Origin of the sequence: Novosphingobium sp. (assembly GCF_032093395.1) — a bacterium.
GTDB lineage: Bacteria > Pseudomonadota > Alphaproteobacteria > Sphingomonadales > Sphingomonadaceae > Novosphingobium.
The window spans coordinates 45,667-62,598 of record NZ_DAMDBA010000009.1 but is presented as its reverse complement, the minus strand read 5'-3'; the positions used below and the strand labels follow the sequence as shown (position 1 = coordinate 62,598).

15 protein-coding genes and 1 pseudogene are annotated in these 16,932 nt (G+C 66.1%); 6 read left to right on the top strand and 10 right to left on the bottom strand.

What is annotated here, in order from left to right:
• Positions 1–9: 9 nt before the first annotated feature.
• The 4 genes from RT424_RS05280 to RT424_RS05265 form a co-directional block, all read right to left on the bottom strand.
• Positions 10–744: a response regulator gene (locus RT424_RS05280; protein WP_313435018.1), complete on the bottom strand. Its 735-nt coding sequence runs from the start codon at positions 742–744 to the stop codon at positions 10–12.
• A gap of 37 nt (positions 745–781) precedes the next feature.
• Positions 782–1,519, bottom strand: coding sequence for an EF-hand domain-containing protein (locus RT424_RS05275; RefSeq protein ID WP_313435016.1), 738 nt, complete (start codon positions 1,517–1,519; stop codon positions 782–784).
• Between the two features lie 207 nt (positions 1,520–1,726).
• On the bottom strand, positions 1,727–2,128 hold the full coding sequence (locus tag RT424_RS05270) for a cupin domain-containing protein (RefSeq protein ID WP_313435014.1): 402 nt from the start codon (positions 2,126–2,128) through the stop codon (positions 1,727–1,729).
• A 75-nt stretch (positions 2,129–2,203) separates the two neighbouring features.
• Positions 2,204–4,024 (bottom strand): aminopeptidase P family protein, encoded by a 1,821-nt coding sequence (locus tag RT424_RS05265; RefSeq protein ID WP_313435012.1) that lies wholly within the window; start codon positions 4,022–4,024, stop codon positions 2,204–2,206.
• A gap of 51 nt (positions 4,025–4,075) precedes the next feature.
• On the opposite strand from RT424_RS05265, the gene RT424_RS05260 reads away from it, so the two are divergent.
• Both RT424_RS05260 and RT424_RS05255 read left to right on the top strand, forming a co-directional pair.
• Positions 4,076–6,172 (top strand): S9 family peptidase, encoded by a 2,097-nt coding sequence (locus RT424_RS05260; RefSeq protein ID WP_409521444.1) that lies wholly within the window; start codon positions 4,076–4,078, stop codon positions 6,170–6,172.
• Positions 6,169–6,573, top strand: a complete 405-nt coding sequence (locus RT424_RS05255) for an acyl-CoA thioesterase (RefSeq protein ID WP_313435008.1) — start codon at positions 6,169–6,171, stop codon at positions 6,571–6,573. The genes RT424_RS05260 and RT424_RS05255 overlap by 4 nt, the downstream gene beginning before the upstream one ends.
• Before the next feature lie 151 nt (positions 6,574–6,724).
• Here the strand turns inward: RT424_RS05255 and ald are convergent, their stop codons facing one another.
• Positions 6,725–7,840, bottom strand: a complete 1,116-nt coding sequence (gene ald, locus RT424_RS05250; RefSeq protein ID WP_313435006.1) for an alanine dehydrogenase — start codon at positions 7,838–7,840, stop codon at positions 6,725–6,727.
• A gap of 137 nt (positions 7,841–7,977) precedes the next feature.
• Between ald and RT424_RS05245 the strand changes: the two genes are divergently transcribed.
• Positions 7,978–8,433, top strand: coding sequence for an Lrp/AsnC family transcriptional regulator (locus tag RT424_RS05245; RefSeq protein ID WP_313435004.1), 456 nt, complete (start codon positions 7,978–7,980; stop codon positions 8,431–8,433).
• Positions 8,434–8,462: 29 nt separating this feature from the next.
• On the opposite strand, the gene RT424_RS05240 is transcribed toward RT424_RS05245, so the two are convergent.
• The 4 genes from RT424_RS05240 to RT424_RS05225 all read right to left on the bottom strand — a co-directional run bounded on the left by RT424_RS05240 (position 8,463) and on the right by RT424_RS05225 (position 13,943).
• Entirely contained in the window at positions 8,463–10,217 is a 1,755-nt protein-coding gene (locus tag RT424_RS05240) for a cation:proton antiporter (protein WP_313435002.1), read from the bottom strand.
• A gap of 240 nt (positions 10,218–10,457) precedes the next feature.
• The gene (locus tag RT424_RS05235; RefSeq protein WP_313435000.1) at positions 10,458–10,868 is read right to left on the bottom strand and encodes a hypothetical protein; all 411 of its coding nucleotides are present in this window, start codon (positions 10,866–10,868) and stop codon (positions 10,458–10,460) included.
• Positions 10,869–10,876: 8 nt separating this feature from the next.
• The gene (locus tag RT424_RS05230; RefSeq protein WP_313434998.1) at positions 10,877–13,282 is read right to left on the bottom strand and encodes a DNA translocase FtsK 4TM domain-containing protein; all 2,406 of its coding nucleotides are present in this window, start codon (positions 13,280–13,282) and stop codon (positions 10,877–10,879) included.
• A gap of 97 nt (positions 13,283–13,379) precedes the next feature.
• Complete coding sequence (locus RT424_RS05225) at positions 13,380–13,943, bottom strand: thiamine phosphate synthase (protein ID WP_313434996.1); 564 nt, start codon at positions 13,941–13,943, stop codon at positions 13,380–13,382.
• Between RT424_RS05225 and RT424_RS05220 the strand changes: the two genes are divergently transcribed.
• Together RT424_RS05220 and RT424_RS05215 are read left to right on the top strand one after the other, a co-directional pair.
• Positions 13,942–14,604 carry a YggS family pyridoxal phosphate-dependent enzyme gene (locus tag RT424_RS05220; RefSeq protein ID WP_313434994.1) on the top strand — a complete coding sequence of 221 codons (663 nt, stop codon included), beginning with the start codon at positions 13,942–13,944 and terminating at the stop codon, positions 14,602–14,604. The two genes, RT424_RS05225 and RT424_RS05220, sit on opposite strands and share 2 nt — an antisense overlap.
• A gap of 64 nt (positions 14,605–14,668) precedes the next feature.
• Positions 14,669–14,955, top strand: a pseudogene (locus RT424_RS05215) (GIY-YIG nuclease family protein).
• A gap of 85 nt (positions 14,956–15,040) precedes the next feature.
• Here RT424_RS05215 and pyk read toward each other — a convergent pair.
• A complete protein-coding gene (pyk, locus tag RT424_RS05210; RefSeq protein ID WP_313434992.1) occupies positions 15,041–16,525 on the bottom strand; it encodes a pyruvate kinase in 1,485 nt (494 codons plus the stop codon).
• A gap of 79 nt (positions 16,526–16,604) precedes the next feature.
• On the opposite strand from pyk, the gene RT424_RS05205 reads away from it, so the two are divergent.
• Entirely contained in the window at positions 16,605–16,916 is a 312-nt protein-coding gene (locus RT424_RS05205) for a DUF1244 domain-containing protein (RefSeq protein WP_313434990.1), read from the top strand.
• Positions 16,917–16,932: the final 16 nt, after the last annotated feature.

Here is a 16,932-nt window from a genome sequence, read left to right as displayed (position 1 = left end):
AGGGCTGGCTCAGTCCGCTTCCAGCGGCACGCGCCGGACGTCCGTGGCCAGCATGTAGCCGCCGCCCCAGACGGTCTGGATCAGTTGCGGATTGCGCGAATCCACCTCGATCTTGCGGCGCAGGCGGCTGACCTGGTTGTCCACCGCGCGGTCGAACAGGTGGGCCTCGCGGCCCTGCACCATGTCGAGCAGGCGATCGCGGTTGAGCACCTGGCGCGGATGTTCGAGGAAGGCCATCAGCAGGCGAAATTCTACCGAAGAAATCGGCACGGTCGCGCCTTCGGCATCCGAAAGGCGGCGCTTGAGCGGATCGAGCAGCCAGCCTTCGAAAGCGAAAGCCTCGTTTTCGGGGGCCTGCGCGGGAACGCGGGCGGCGCGGCGCAGGACGGAGCGGATGCGGGCGACCAGTTCGCGCGGTTCGAACGGCTTTACCACATAGTCGTCGGCGCCGATTTCCAGACCGACGATGCGATCGGTCGCCTCGCCGCGCGCAGTGAGGAAGATCACCGGAACGTCCTGCGCCTCCACCAAGTGCCGGCAGAGCGACAGGCCGTCCTCGCCGGGCATCATGATGTCCAGCAGGACGAGATCGGGCTTCTCGTCGCGCAGCCTGTTGCGGGCGTCGGCGGCGCTGGTTGCCGGCGTTACGGCAAACCCCTGGCGCGACAGATAGTCGGCCAAGGGTTCGCGAAGGGCGGCTTCGTCATCGACCAGCAGGATGCGGGCAGGTGAGATGTCGTTCATTCCATTCCTTTTCCGGCCGTCTTTCGGGGCGGAACCATCACTTCGGAGCAGGCGCTGCTGGTGGGGCGGGCGGCGGCGAATCCTGACGCCTGTCTCCCTTGCTGCCCTTCCATTCGGCCCGCATCCGCTCGTGCGCGGCGCGGCGTTCCTCGGGCGTGACCTTGCCGTCCTTGTTGCCGTCCATCCCGTCGAAACGCTGGAGCGCGGCGGCGACGAATTCTGCACGGGTGATGCTGCGGTCGCCATCGGCATCGGCCTTGCCGAAGCCCATCATCGGGCCCTTCATGCCGTGACGGTCCCCATGCCGGTCACCGTGACCACGACGTCGCTCGGGATGATCGCGGGCCGGGCCGTCGCTTTCGGGACCGGCCACACCAGGAGCGGCCATATCGGGGGCGCCGGGCGGCGGGGGCATGTCCCGCATCCGCTCTCCGTCGGGCCGGGGACCACGATCGCCTTCGGGGCCGCGATCGGCAAGGAATTCGGCCTTGGAGATCGAGCCGTCCTTGTTGGTATCAAGCCGGTCGAACATCGCTTCGCGCATCTGCTGACGGCGAGCCTCACGGTCGGCGCGGTCGAGCCTGCCGTCCTTGTTCACGTCCAGGCGGACGAACATTTCTTCGGCGCGAGCCTGCGCTTCCGCGCGAGTTTCCGTGCGTTCGGGGCCTCTTTCGGGGGCGGGAGAAGGCGTTGCGGGCGTCTGGGCGCAGGCCACGCCTCCGATGGCCAGCGCGGCGGCGGAAAGGCCGAGGGTGATCTTGGTAAAGCGGTTCATCCTCGTGGCTCTCCTTCTGCGGGAACTTGCGAAAGCCGTGGGGCGGGGAAGGGAGGGGGAAGAACAGCCCCGCGGCTTTCTGTGATCCTGTCTAATCCCGGCCTGTCGCTCAGTTGTGCCGAACGGCGGCTTTATTGTCGCCAATTGTCACAGGCTTGGCAGCCCGCTTGGCAGGAGGCAAGCCCTGCGCCCGGTCGTTGGCGGATGTCATCGCGGGCGATGCTGCGTTCCCGCACCGGCGGTAACGAACAGCGCCGTGGCGTAGCCTTCGACATCGGCCGTATGCCAGGCGCCGGGCGGGTTGATCGCATATTCTCCGGGCCGCAGCACCACCGTGCGCGCGGTGCCGTCCGCAAGCTCCTGATGCAGGGTGATGGCGCCGCCCAAACATACGACCAGTTCATCCCCGGCGGGGTGCATTTCCCAACTGTCCCAGCTTTCGGCGAAATCGTACATCGAGACGAGCCGCCCCTCGGCGCCGTCGGCTGCCGTGCGCTCTATGTAGCCGGCGTACCATTCCATGCCGGTGAAGGCCGGCTGCGACCGCGCCGAGGCGCCGAGGCCGAGGTGGACCGGATGAGTCCTGAGATCGTGCACTTCGTCCGCCATGGAAACGACTCCTCCCGACACCGTGCTGCCGGGAGGATGCGCCATCATGGCGCTGTCGTCAAAAAAGCCCCCTCATCAAAACGGAAGGCACTGCTGCTCCAGCCAGGCCTTCACGTCGCCTTCCAGTTGCGGGCCGATCACATCGAGAACCCGTGCATGGTAGTCGTTCCACCATGTCACTTCGTCGGCGGTGAGGAGAGCGAGGTCCACCAGGCGACGATCGATCGGAGCCAGCGTCAGGGTCTCGAACCCGAAGTATTCGCCGTCCGCGCCCGGGAAGCTGCGAGGTTCGACCAGCACCAGGTTCTCGATGCGGATGCCGTACTCGCCTGCCTTGTAGTAGCCCGGCTCGTCGCTGAGGATCATGCCCGCGAGCAGTTCCTGCGAGGTGCCCGCCTGTCCGCCTGCGGGCTTGCCGATGCGCTGCGGTCCTTCGTGGACGGAGAGGAAGCTGCCGACGCCGTGGCCCGTGCCGTGGGCGTAGTCCAGGCCCACCTGCCAGAGGAACTGGCGGGCGAGCGCGTCGAGCTGGCCGCCGTTGGTGCCCTTGGGGAAGACCGCGCGGTCGATGGCCATGGTGCCTTTCAGCACGCGGGTGAAGCGGTCCTTCACTTCGGCCAGCGGTTCGCCGTTCCCGATCCACACGGTGCGGGTGATGTCGGTGGTGCCGTAAGGATACTGCCCGCCCGAATCGACCAGGTAGACGCTCTCGGGAACCAGCGTCAGGCTCGATTCCTCGGAGACGCGGTAGTGCGGGCTGGCCGCATTGGGGCCGGCCCCCGAGATCGTGTCGAAGGAGAGATCGCGCAGGTCGCCGCATTCCTTGCGGAAGGCGTGGAGGCGGTCCGAGGCGCTCATCTCGGTCACTTCGCCCTTGGGGCCTTCCACCGAGAGCCAGTGCAGGAAGCGGGTCACCGCCACGCCGTCGATCGCCTGGGCCTGGCGCTGGCCTGCCTGCTCGACCGGGTTCTTCACGGCCTTGGGCAGGATGGTGGGATCGCGTTCCTCGACGATGGTGGCGCCTGCCGAACGCAGCGTCTCGAACACGGCGGCCACGGCATTGTCCGGATCCACCGAGACGCGCTTGCCCGCCAGCTTGCCCAGCCCCGCCACGAAGGCGCCGCGCGGCTGCACGGTCACGGCATTGCCCAGATGCCGGAGCAGTTCGGGCGTGACCTTTTCCTCGGCGATGTAGAGGTCGGCCGTGCCATTGGCATGGGCGACCACGTAGGACAGGGCGACGGGCGTGCGTTCCACGTCGGTGCCGCGAAGGTTGAGCAACCACGCGACCGAATCGAGCGCGGTGATGACCGTGGCGTCGAGGCCGCGCGCGGTCAGCCATTCGGAAACGGCGGCGCGCTTGGCCTTGCCCGACTGGCCGGCAAGGCCGTCATCATGGACCAGCGCGGGGGCGGGGGAAGGCGCGGGCTGGTCCTGCCACACCGCGTCGATGGGGTTGCCCTCCACCGCGACGAGCGTGCCGCCGCTACGGGCCAGCGCGGCCCTTGCGGCTTCCACCCATGTCGAACCGTGAAGCCAAGCGTCGTAGCCGATCTTCGCACCTTTCGGCGCATTCTCGCCCAACCAGCGGGCGGGGCTGGTCTGCGGCACGCTTTCATAGGCATAGAACTTGCCGTCCACCTGTTCGCGCACCTGAAGCGTGTAGCGCCCGTCCACGAACATGGCGGCGGCGGGCGAAAGCGTGGGGTCGGTCAGCACCACGGCGCTGCCGGCCGATCCTCCGAAGCCGGTGAGCCAGGCGAGGCGCTGCGCATAGGCGCCCACGTACTCGCTCATATGCTCGTCGGAAATGGGAATCACGAAGCCGTCGAGGCCCCGCGACTTGAGTTCCTGGCGCAGCGCGTCGAGGCGCGCTTCGTGGGTATTCATCAACATGAGTAAGGTATCCGGCTTGCGGGGGTCATGTGCGCAACATAGATGGTGCTCATGGCAGATTCCACCCAGACCCTTTCCGGTCCTCCACAGGCGGCGAAGAAGCCGCATAGCTTCACCCACCATGGCCTGACCGTCGAAGACGACTACGCCTGGCTTCGCGACGCCGGTTATCCCGAGGTCACCGACAAGGCGGTGCTGGAGCATCTCGAGGCGGAAAACCGCTGGTTCGAGGCGCGCATGGCGGATCGCAAGGGCCAGATCGACGCCCTGTTCACGGAAATGCGCGCCCGCATCAAGGAAGCCGACAAGTCGGTGCCCCAGAAGGACGGCGATTTCCTGTACTGGATCGAGTTCGAGGAAGGCGCGGAATACAAGAAGTGGTGGCGGCGCCCCGTCGGCGCGCCCGACGATGGCAGTGCCGACCAGCTGATCCTCGACGAAGTGGCGCTGGCCGAGGGCAAGGAATACTTCAACCTCGGCGCGATTTCCACCAGCGCCAACGGCAAGCTGCTGGCCTACGCCTATGACGACAACGGTTCCGAGCGCTTCACGGCGCGGATCAAGAATCTGGAAACCGGCGAACTTCTGGCCGACGAGATCCCCGGCACGCTCTCCGCGCTCGTCTGGGTCGCGCAGGACAAGGGCCTGGTCTACTCGCTGGCCAACGAGCAGTGGCGCACCGACAATGCCCGCCTGCACTGGCTGGGCCAGCCGCTGGAAAGCGACGTCGAGCTCTATCACGAGGACGACGAGGGCTTCCGCGTCGGCTCCTCGCTCTCCTCGAACGAGAAGTGGCTGCTGATCGGCAGCAGCGACCATGAGACCAGCGAGTGCCGCATGGTCCCCGCCGACGATCCGCTGGGGCCACAGATCCTGGTGAAGCCGCGCGCCAAGGGCGTGGAATACGATGTCGATGAGCGCGAGGGCGTGCTCTACATCCACACCAACGACACCCATGAGAACTTCCGCCTCGCCACCGCGCCGCTCGAAAATCCGGGCGAGTGGACGACCCTGATCGAGGGCTCCAACGCCTTCTATCTCACCGGCGCCGACCTGTTCCGCGATTTCTACGTGATCGAAGGTCGCAAATCGGCGGGGCAGGGCGCGGGGCTCGACCGGATCGAACTGCGCTACTACGACGATCCCGCCCGCGTGGAGCCGATCGAATTCCCGGAAGCCAGCTATTCTGCCGGTCTTTCCAACAATCCCGAATGGCACATGGACGTGCTGCGCCTGACCTACGAATCGATGGTCAGCCCCTCGTCCGTCTACGACTATGACGTGAAGACGCGCCGGCTGGAGCTGCTCAAGGTCCAGGAGATTCCCTCGGGCTACGACGCTTCGCTCTATGCCACCGAGCGGCTGGAAATCCCGGCGCGCGACGGCACGGCGATCCCCGTCTCGATCGTCTATCGGCGTGACCGGGTCGGCGCAGGACCGCTGCATCTCTACGGCTACGGCGCCTATGGCATTTCGATCGATCCCGGCTTCTCGACCGCGCGGCTCAGCCTGGTCGATCGTGGCTTCGCTTATGCGATCGCGCATATCCGTGGCGGCGACGACCTCGGCCGCGCCTGGTACAAGGCCGGCAAGCTGGAGAAGCGGGCCAACACCTTCAACGACTTCGTCGATGTGGCACGGGGTCTGATCACGCGCGGCTTCACCCAGGCGGGCCGGATCTCGATCTCGGGCGGCTCGGCCGGTGGCGAGCTGATGGGCGCGGTGGTCAACTCCGATCCCGACCTGTTCGGCGCGGTGGTGGCACATGTGCCCTTCGTGGACGTGCTGAGCACCATGCTCGACGATAGCCTGCCGCTGACGCCCGGTGAATGGCCGGAATGGGGCAACCCCATCGAGGACAAGGCGGCTTTCGAACTGATCCGCAGCTATTCGCCCTACGATCAGGTCAAGCCGCAGGCCTATCCGCCGCTGATGGTGACGGCCGGCCTCAACGACCCGCGCGTGACCTACTGGGAGCCCGCCAAGTGGGTGGCAAAGCTGCGCGAGCTGAAGACCGACGACAACGAACTGATTCTCAAGACCAACATGGGCGCGGGCCACGGCGGCAAGTCGGGCCGGTTCGAGAGCTTGAAGGAGACGGCCGAGGAGTTCGCCTTCATCCTCTGGCAACTGGGCGTGGAAGGATGAAGCCGCCATTCACCCGGACCTTCACGGCGCAGGCCCATGACATCGACATCATGGGCCACGTCAACAATGCGGTCTGGGTGCAGTGGATGGAAGCGCTCGCTACCGCGCATTGGGAAGCAGCGGCGCTTCCCGAGCATCAGGAGAAGTACGCCTGGGTCGTGACTCGTCATGAGATCGACTATCGCGGCAACATCGCCGAAGGCGAAAGCGTGACCGGGGAGACGTTCATTCCCGAAGGCCCCACCGGCGCGCGCTTCGTGCGCCGGGTGGATTTCCGGAACGAAGCAGGCAAAGTGCTGGTGTCGGCCCGGACGACCTGGGCCATGGTCGAAATCGCCTCCCAGCGATTGATGCGCGTGCCGCCCGAGGTGGCCGCGCCGTTCTGGGACGGCGAAGAATGATCGCCCACGTATGAGCCCGTCGTCCCGGACTTGATCCGGGACCGCTGGCAATTCTTCAGGCGCCATCTCGCAGGACGGCGCCTTGCCGAGAGTTGGGTGAGGCGAGGCCAGCGGTCCCGGGTCAAGCCCGGGACGACGTATTGGTGCGAAGTCAGCCCAGCACTTCGCTTACCGGCACATAGTCGTAGCCAAGCTCGGTCGCCACGGCTTCGAAAGTCACTTTTCCGGCATGGACGTTGAGGCCCTCGGCCAGGTGTGGATCGGCCTTCAGGGCCGCCTTCCAGCCCAGGTTGGCGATCGCCAGCGCATGAGGCAGGGTCACGTTGTTCAGCGCATAAGTGCTGGTGCGCGCGACGGCGCCGGGCATGTTGGCCACGCAATAGTGAACGATACCGTCCACCACGAATGTCGGCTCGGCATGGGTGGTGGCATGGCTGGTCTCGAAGCAGCCGCCCTGGTCGATGGCGACATCCACCAGCACGGCGCCGGGCTTCATCGTGCCCAGCATTTCGCGCGTCACCAGCTTCGGCGCGGCGGCGCCGGGGATCAGTACGGCGCCGATCACCAGGTCGGCCTCGGCCACGCTCTCGGCGAGGTTGGCGGTGCTGGAGAAGCGGGTCTTGGCGCGCGCCTCGAAATGGATGCCCAGGCGTTCGAGCACATCGGGGCTGCGGTCGAGGATCGTCACGTCGGCACCAAGGCCCACGGCCATCTGCGCGGCATTGAAGCCCACCACGCCGCCACCGATCACCGCGACCTTGCCCGGCATCACGCCGGGAACGCCGCCCAGCAGCACGCCGCGGCCGCCATGCGCCTTCTCCAGCGCGGTGGCGCCGGCCTGGATCGACATGCGGCCCGCCACCTGGCTCATCGGCTTGAGCAGCGGCAATTGCCCGCCGGGGCCGGTCACCGTCTCATAAGCGATGGCGGTGACGCCGGACTTCACCAGGTCGGCGGTCTGTTCGGGATCGGGGGCGAGGTGCAGGTAGGTATAGAGGATCTGACCTTCGCGCAGCATGGCGCGCTCGCCCGCTTGCGGTTCCTTGACCTTCACGACCATCTCGCAGCCTTCGAAGACCTCCTTCGCGGTTGCGACGATCTTGGCGCCCTGGCGGGTGTAGTCGGCGTCGCTGGCGCCGATGCCCTGGCCGGCGCCGCTCTCCACCCAGACTTCATGCCCGTGGGCCACAAGTTCGCGGGCGCTCTCCGGCGTCAGGCCGACGCGGTATTCGTGGTTCTTGATTTCCCTGACGGTCCCGACACGCATAATCTTCACTCCGGCAAAATTCTCTCCTGCCCGTGAGATACACCCATGGCCCTGCAAAGTTTCACCGAATTGGGCCTTGTCAGAAAGGCGAACAGGAATATTTCCCACTCTTGAAACAAACGATAAGAGATTTTCTCATGGACCGGGCGGATCGCGCACTTCTCGAAGCGTTGCAGGTGGACTCCTCGCGTTCCATTGCCGAACTGGCCGCGCAAGTCACACTCTCGCCTTCGGCATGCCATCGCCGCATCCGGGCGCTGGAGGAGCAGGGCCTGATCATGGGCTATGCCGCGAGGGTCGATGCGAAGCGGCTGGGCCTGTCGATGGAGGTCTTCGTGGAAATCACGCTGACCAGCCAGAGCCGCGAAGCCATGGAGCGCTTCGAACGCGCGGTGGGCGATTTCGACGATATCCTCGAATGTCACCTTATGTCGGGCGCGGCGGACTACCAGTTGCGGGTCGCTGCCTCGGACCTTGACCACTACGACCGCATCCATCGCGACTGCCTGGCCCGCCTGCCGGGGGTGTCCTCGATGCGGACCAGTTTTTCGCTGCGGCGGATCAAGCGGTTTCAGGGCTATTCGGTCCCCTGAATTGCTCTCGGGGGTGTGGGGATACACCCTTAATGGGCGTCGCGCAGGTCCTGGGTCAGGATATGGTCCCGCGCGGCGCGCAAGTCGCCGGTTTCGTACTGGATCGAGAGACGCTCCTTGTCGCTCGAGCGGTACATTTCCTCGGCATTGTCGATCTGCTCGACCGAAAGGCCCAGGTCTTCGAGAGCCGAGCGGGCCATGGTCACGGCCGATTCCATCACTTCACGGACCATGAACGTAACTGGGGCGTCCATCAGCCGGATCATCGCGCGCCGATCATAGACGCGGGCGAGAATGCGGGCGTCGGGGAAGGCCTCATGGACATTCTGGAGGAAGCTTTCGGACAGTTGGTCGCCGTCGATGCAGAACACGATCATCTGCGCATGGCCCGCCCCCGCCTGGCGCAACAGGTCGATGCGGGTGCCGTCTCCGAACCAGACTTTCGCGCCGAAGCCGCTGGCGACGTCGATCATCTCGATGTCGGTGTCGATCAGCGTGACCTGAATCTCGGCGGCGATCAGCACTTGCGCCACGGTCTGGCCGAAGCGCCCGTAGCCTACCACCAGCGCGCTGGCGCCGTCCTTGCGGGGGCCTTCGCGGGTTTCCTTGGATGTGGGCATCTCGCGAATGCGCGCCGTCGCCATCATCAGGAACGGGGTGGTGACCATGGACAGCGTGACGATCGCGCTGAACAGGCTGGCGGCCTGCGGCTCGATCAGCCAGGCGTTCTGGGCCTGTGCGAACAGTACGAAGCCGAACTCGCCGCCCTGGCTGAGCAGCAGGCCCAGCGCGAGCGCGCTGCGCCAGTTCATCCGGAACAGCAGGCCCAGGCCGAAGATGACGGAGGCCTTCACCGCGATCAGCGCCAGCGCCATGGAAGCCACGAACAGCGGCCGTTCCGCAATGGCGGAAAGGTCCAGCATCATGCCCACCGACATGAAGAACAGGCCGAGCAGGATCGAGCGGAACGGCTCGACATCGGCTTCAAGCTCGTGGCGGTAGGGGGTGTCGGCCAGCATGACGCCGGCGATGAAGGCGCCCAGCGCGGTGGAAAGGCCCAGCACCTCCATCAGCGCGGCCGAGGCGATGACCGTGAACAGCGCCGCGAAGACGAACATCTCGCGCTCGCCAAGATTGCCGATCAGGCGGAACAGCGGCCGGATCACGAACCGGCCGGCCAGGATCAGGCCGACGATGGCGGCCAGCGTCTCCAGCACCAGGATCCAGCCCGGAGGTCCCTCCGGCAAGTGCGGGTTGCGGTTCATCGCCGCGATGATCGTGATCAGCGGGATGATCGAGAGATCCTGGAACAGCAGGACCGCAAAGGAACGTTCTCCGAACGGCGTGTTCAGCCGTCCCGCGCTCTGGAGCATCGGCAGCACCTGGGCGGTGGAAGAGAGCCCCAGCGGCAGGCCCAGCGCCAGCGCGGCGGCGACGCTGAAGCCGGTGGAGTAATAGATCACCGCTGAAACGGCGAGGCCACAGAGCGCCACTTGCAGGAAGCCGAGGCCGAAAATTTCGTTGCGCATCCGCCATAGCCGTCGCGGCGCCAGTTCCAGGCCGACGATGAACAGCAGCAGCGTAATGCCCAATTCGGCAATGCCCAGCTTGTTCTCGGCGTCGCCAACGAGGCCGAAGGCGTAGGGGCCAAGGATGGCGCCCGCGAGCAGGTAGCCCAAAGTCGCACCCAGGCCGAGGCGGCGGAACAGCAGCACGAAGGCCAGTGCGGTGCCGAGCAGCAGGAAGCCGTCCTTCAGCAGGAATGCCTGGGTATGATCTTCCATCGGGGTCTTTCGGGCCGGAGGCGAAACGGTGTGGTGAAAAGGCTGCTTAGAGGCTCTCGCCGCGCTGCGTAACCCTGGATGAAGGGAGGGGGCGCGTTATTCGTCGTCCCGGACTTGATCCGGGACCGCTGGCAGTACTTGAGGCGCGGAATCGCGAGCAGGGCCTTGCCGATGGCTCGGCTGGTCACGGCCAGCGGTCCCGGATCAAGTCCGGGACGACGGGATATTTCTTATCGATATTCAGCGCGGCAGAACGCCGGTGCAGACGTATTTCAACACCAGCCCGTCTTCCCCCGCCCATTGCACGCGGGAAACGGTGGGGCTGGCATCGCTCCAGTCGCGCAGGACCGTGCCGTTCGGCTGGACGATCCGCCAGTGATGGGACAGCACGCGGCTTCCGGCGCAGTCCACCGCGCGATCCGTATAGAGCACGGTGCCTTGCGGATAACCGGCATTGGCGCGCAGCAGAACCTGCATCTGGCGGAACTGACGGCCGATCAGGCCCGGCCCGACGCTGGCCTTGTCGATATAGATGCTGCGGCCGAGCGTGTTTTCGACGCTGGGCACGAAAAGACGCTGCCACTGCGCTGCCGTCTCGGCTGCAAGGGCGGGCATGGCCAGCAGGCCCAGCAGCACCAGGCAGCGTCTCAATGACCGCATCAGAGCGGGCTGCCGTTCTCGTCGCGATAGATGTCGCGGCGGCCGACGTGGTTGGCGGGGCCGACGTAGCCGTCGTTCTCCATGCGCTCCACCCATTTGGCGGCGGTGTTGTAGCCCACGCCCATTTGGCGCTGGAGCCAGGACACCGAAACCTTCTGGTTCTCGAACACCAGCTGGCAGACCTGCCGGTACTTGCGCTCTTCCGGCTGGTCGGAGGCGGTGGCGTCGAGATCGTCGAAGCCGAACGAGCCTTCCTCCGGCTCGTTGGTGACGGCATCGACGTAATCGGGCTTGCCCTGACCGCGCCAGTGATCGGCGACGTGCTCCACTTCCTCGTCCGAGACGAAGGGGCCGTGAACGCGCTTCACCGGGTCGGAGCTGGGCTTGTAGAGCATGTCGCCCTTGCCCAGCAGCTGCTCGGCGCCCTGTTCGCCAAGGATGGTGCGGCTGTCGATGCGGCTGGTGACGGCGAAGGATACGCGGGTCGGCAGGTTGGCCTTGATGACGCCGGTGATGACGTCCACCGAAGGGCGCTGCGTCGCCATGATCAGGTGGATGCCCGCCGCGCGGCTCTTCTGCGAGAGGCGTTGGATAAGGACTTCGATTTCCTTGCCGACGGTGACCATGAGGTCGGCCAGTTCGTCCACGATGAGGACGATCTGCGGCAGCGTCTCGTAATCGAGCTGGCGGTCTTCGTAGAGTTCCTCGCCCGTCTCGGGGTCGAAGCCGATCTGGATGCGGCGGCCGAGCGGCTTGCCCTTGGCGGCGGCGGCGCGGACCTTTTCGTTGAAGCTGGCGAGGTTGCGGACGCTGATCTCGCTCATCTGGCGATAGCGGCGCTCCATTTCCTCCACCGCCCACTTCAGCGCGCGCACGGCCTTGGGCGGTTCGGTGACGACCGGCGAGAGCAAGTGCGGGATATCGTCGTAGCTCTTGAGTTCCAGCACCTTGGGATCGACCAGGATCAGGCGGCACTGCGCGGGCGTCAGGCGGTAGAGCAGCGAGAGCAGGATCGTATTGAGGCCAACCGATTTACCCGAACCGGTGGTACCGGCGACCAGCAAGTGCGGCATCGTCGCAAGATCCGCCACCACCGGTTCGCCGGCGATGTCCTTGCCCAGGATGATCGGCAGCATGCCCTTGTGGTTGGCGAAGGCTTCGGAGGCGACCATTTCCTTGAACGAGACCATCTGGCGGTCGGCATTGGGGAGTTCGATGCCCATCACGGTGCGCCCCGGAATCGACGAGACGCGGGCGGAGATGGCGGACATGTTGCGGGCGATATCGTCGGCCAGGCCGATCACGCGGCTGGACTTGATACCGGGCGCGGGCTCCAGCTCGTACATGGTGACGACCGGCCCGGTGCGCACGGCGGTGATCTCGCCCTTCACATTGAAGTCGTCCAGCACGGTTTCCAGCAGGCGCGCGTTGCGTTCCAGGCTGAGCTTGTCGATCTTCGGCTGCGAGTTCGGCGGCGGATCGTTCAGCAGATCCAGGCCGGGCAGCGCGAACTTGTCGAACATGTCCTTCTGGCGATTGCCGATATTGAGTTGCGCGGGCGTGGGGCTAGCCTTGGGGTCGCTGATCTCCGGCGCCTTGCGCGGCTTTTCGGCCGGACCATCGAAACCGGCGGGGGCGGGCGCATCGATGCGCCGGGCAGGACGCGGCTTGTCCTCGGCCTCGTCCTCCGGCTTGGCGCGCTCGGCGGCGGTGGCGGCAATCTTGGCGGGAGCAGGAGCGCCGTCCTTGTTGAGGCGGCCGATGCGTCCGGGAAGGGTCAGCAGGCGCAGCCAGTCGACCGCGAAGACCTGCCCGATCAGGGCGACCCCGGCAAGCGCGCAAAGCAGCGCCAGCACGAGCTTAATCCAGCCCTGCACCACTTCGGGCGCGAAACCGGCGAGCCCCGCAATGCCCTTGGCGCCGAGCAGCCCGGTGATGCCGCCCATCGAAGCGGGCAGCACGCCGCCGGGGGCGGTGAACACCATGGACATGACGGTGGCGATCAGGGTCATGGCGATGGCCAGCACCGCCACCGGGCGCCACCAGCGCTGGTTGGAATGCTCGATCTCGTTGTCGTCCTCTTCCACCAGCAGCCAGAGCTTGCGGGCGAAGACGTAGAGCAGGGGAACGAACAGCGCGGCAACCGGACCGAACAGCACCAGCGCGCGCTCCGCCACCCAGGCGCCGACCGGACCCATCCAGTTCTGCGCCGGACCGCCCGCCGCAGTGGAAGCGGAAGGGTCTGTCTGGTGATAGCTCACCAGCGACAGCGCCAGGAACGCCATGGCCGCGAACAGCGCCAATGCCCCGCTCAATTCGGAGGCGCGGCGCAGCGAGCGCTTGAGGACGGCGCGCCAGTTCGGCTTGGTGATGCGCCGTCCGGGCGCGAGGGGCCGGGTGGCCATTGGAAATTCCCCTGAAGATCGGGCCGTTGATCAGGCCTCGGATAATGCGCCGTGGCGGGACTCGCCGTCAAGAATGGATCGGGAACAGGCTTGTGGGCTAACCGGCAAGCCCCTGAATTGCGGCCCATTTCCTCGACGGCAATGTGCGTGCCCGATGCACCGTCATGCCGCCCAGTGCAATCGCCGGGACGCCGGCACGCGCCGCGAGGAGGTGGAAGCGCACCCGGCCGAGCGATGCGGCGCCGGGATGGGAGCGGGTTGGGAACACCGGCGATAGCAGCACGGCATCGGCGCGGGAGCGATGGGCGGCGGCCAGTTCGCGTAGGGAATGCACGGTGACGAAACGCAGGACGGCGGGGCCTGAGGCCAGCTTTTCGGCCGCGCCATAAGCGCCGTCCGCTTTCCAGGCACGCGCTTCCCGTGCCGATCCGGATAGCACCATGCAGTGCCCGAAACGTCGCGCGATCCGGCGGAGAACCTCGAACCGGGCGCGCCGATCGGCGGGGGCGAGATGATAGTGCCGATAGATCAGCCCCGATCCGCGCGGCAGACGGGCGAGCGTCCGCTCCAGCAAGTGGTCGTTGCGGGCATCGCTGATCAGCCAGATATGGGGAAGAGGCGGGTGGCGGTTCGGCACGAAGCCGCTATAGCAGCGCGCCATGGATCAGCCAGCAACTCCTCTCGCAGATATTCGCGCCCGCATCGCCCAGTCCGCCCGCATTGCCGGACGCAAGGCGGATTCGGTCGAACTCGTCGCCATTTCCAAGACGCATCCGGCCGAGGCCATCGCCCCGCTCATCGCCCAGGGCCAGCGCGCGTTCGGCGAGAATCGCGTGCAGGAAGCCGAGGCCAAGTGGCCCGCGCTGCGCGAGGAAAACCCCGAAGTGCGGCTGCACCTCGTCGGCCAGCTCCAGTCCAACAAGGCCGAGGACGCACTGGGCCTGTTCGATTGCATCCATTCGGTAGACCGTCCCTCGCTGGTGGCCGCGCTGGGCAAGGCGATGGAAAAGACCGGGCGCCGCGTGCCCTGCTTCGTGCAGGTCAACATCGGTGCCGAGGAGCAGAAGGGCGGCTGCGCGATTTCCGAAGTGTCTGCCTTGCTGGCGGCTGCGCGCGAGAAGCAGATCCCGGTGGAAGGGCTGATGTGCGTACCGCCGCTGGGCATCGAGGCCGCGCCGTTCTTCGCGCTTCTGGCCAAGATCGCGGATGATAACGGGGTGTCGCAGCTGTCGATGGGCATGAGCGAGGACTTCGAAACGGCGGTAATGCTGGGCGCGACGCATGTGCGCGTGGGCAGCGCGCTGTTTGGCGCGCGAGGTTAAACCTCTGCAACAGCCGTCGTCCCGGACTTGATCCGGGACCGCTGTCAAAGCCACGCTACGCCCGATGGGAAGCGGCGGCTTCACCTACATCATGACGAACCGTGAATTCGGCGTGCTCTACGTCGGAGTCACGGCGGATATCCACGCGCGAATAGCGCAGCACCGCCACGGACGTGGTTCGGAGTTCTGCCGGAAATATGGGCTCGACCAGCTCGTTTGGTCGAGCCTCACGCGACGATTCAAGAAGCCATTGCGCGCGAGAAGCAGCTCAAGCGTTGGCGTCGGGAATGGAAACTTGAGCTGATCGAGAGCGCCAATCCGCTTTGGGGGGACTTGGCGGTTTACTTTTAGGTGGGTGGGCGCGGCCAGCGGTCCCGGATCAAGTCCGGGACGACGTTTTCGACCGCGCCCCCCTTTGTCTCAGTTCGGCCTTGTCTCAGTTCGGCGTATCCAGTTCGTTGCCGGTCAGCGTCACCACATGGAGCAGGTTCGTCGAACCCGGAGTGCCGAAGGGCACGCCCGCCAGCGCCACGAGGCGGGTGCCGGCGGCGCCGAAGCCGTGGCGCAGGGCCATGCGCTTGCCCTTGGCGATCATCTCCTCGAAGCTGCCGATGTCCTTGGTGATCACGGCATGCGTACCCCAGAGCAGGGCAAGGCGGCGCGCCGTCTTCGGCGAAGGCGTGAGCACCAACATCGGTGCCGCGGGACGCTCGCGGGCAACACGACGCGCCGAGCCGCCCGAGCCGGTGAAGACGATGATGCCTTCGATCGGTAAGGTATCCGCGATCGTCGCGCAGGAGGCCGAAAGCGCGTCGGCGGTGGTGGCGTCGGGCGGGGTGTGGGTCAGGTGGATACGCTCGCGATAGGTGGAGTCGGTTTCCACCTTCACGGCAATGCGGTCCATGATCGTCACCGCTTCCACCGGCCATTGGCCCGCCGCCGTCTCGGCCGAAAGCATGACGGCATCGGCGCCGTCGTATACGGCATTGGCGACGTCGGACACTTCCGCGCGGGTGGGCGAGGGGCTGGTGATCATCGATTCCAGCATCTGCGTGGCCACCACCACCGGCTTGCCGATGGCACGCGTCTTGGCGATGATGTGCTTCTGGATCGGCGGCACTTCCTCGGGCAGGAGTTCCACGCCCAGATCGCCGCGGGCCACCATGATACCGTCCGAAAGCTCGATGATCCCGTCGATCGCATCGACTGCCGCCGGCTTCTCGATCTTGGACATCAGCGCGCAGGCCCCGCCGATCAGCCGCCGCGCCTCGGCGACGTCTTCAGGCCGCTGGACGAAGGACAGGCCGATCCAGTCCGCGCCCTGCTCCACCGAGAAGGCGAGGTCGCGGCGATCCTTGTCGGTCAGCGCGGGGACGGGGACGATCGCGTCCGGCACGTTCACGCCCTTGCGATCGGAGATGAAGCCGCCGACTTCGGCGGTGCAGAGGATCGAATCGGCTTCCGGCTTGATCACCACGAGGCGCAGCTTGCCGTCGTCGATCAGCAGGCGCTGGCCTTTCTGGAGGATGCCGAAGAGTTCGGGATGCGGCAGGCAGACGCGGTTTTCGTCGCCGGGGGTGGGGTCACGGTCGAGGGTGAAGTGGGCGCCGTGGCGGATGAAAGCCTTGCCTTCCGCGAAAGTGCCGACGCGCAGCTTCGGGCCCTGGAGGTCGCAGAGGATCGCCACGGGACGCATCAGGTCTTTCTCGACCGCGCGAATATTGGCGATGGTTTCCCGGTGGGTGTCGTGGTCGCCGTGGCTCATGTTGACGCGGAAAGCGTCGGCCCCGGATTTCAGAAGCTTGGCGATCGTCTCCTTGTCGCGGCTGGCCGGGCCCAGCGTGGCGAGGATCTTCACCTTGCGCTGGCGCTTGATCCCGCGATGGTGCGGCGAACGGCGAAACGGAGGGGTGGTTGCCAAAATCTGTCTGCCTCTCTTTCGATATTTCGCCGACATATGGCAAAGGCGGCATGACAAACCAAGGACGATCGGCAGAATTATGAATGTAAACGACCAGATCGACGAACTCGACGACGCCGTGGCCGCCGCCGCGTTCCGTCGGCTCGTGCGTCACCTCCAGACCCGTCACGACGCGCAGAACATCGACCTCATGGGGCTGGCCGGGTTCTGCCGGAACTGTCTGGCGGATTGGATCCGCGATGGGGGCTTCGCAGGCGACAAGGCGGCTGCCCGCGAAGTGATCCACGGCATGCCGTTCGGCGCGTGGAAGGACGCATACCAGACCGAAGTGACGCCCGAGCAACTCGCGCGCATGGAAGAGAGCCTGAAGAAAAACGGGGGTGGGCACTGAACCTGCCGGTCACTGG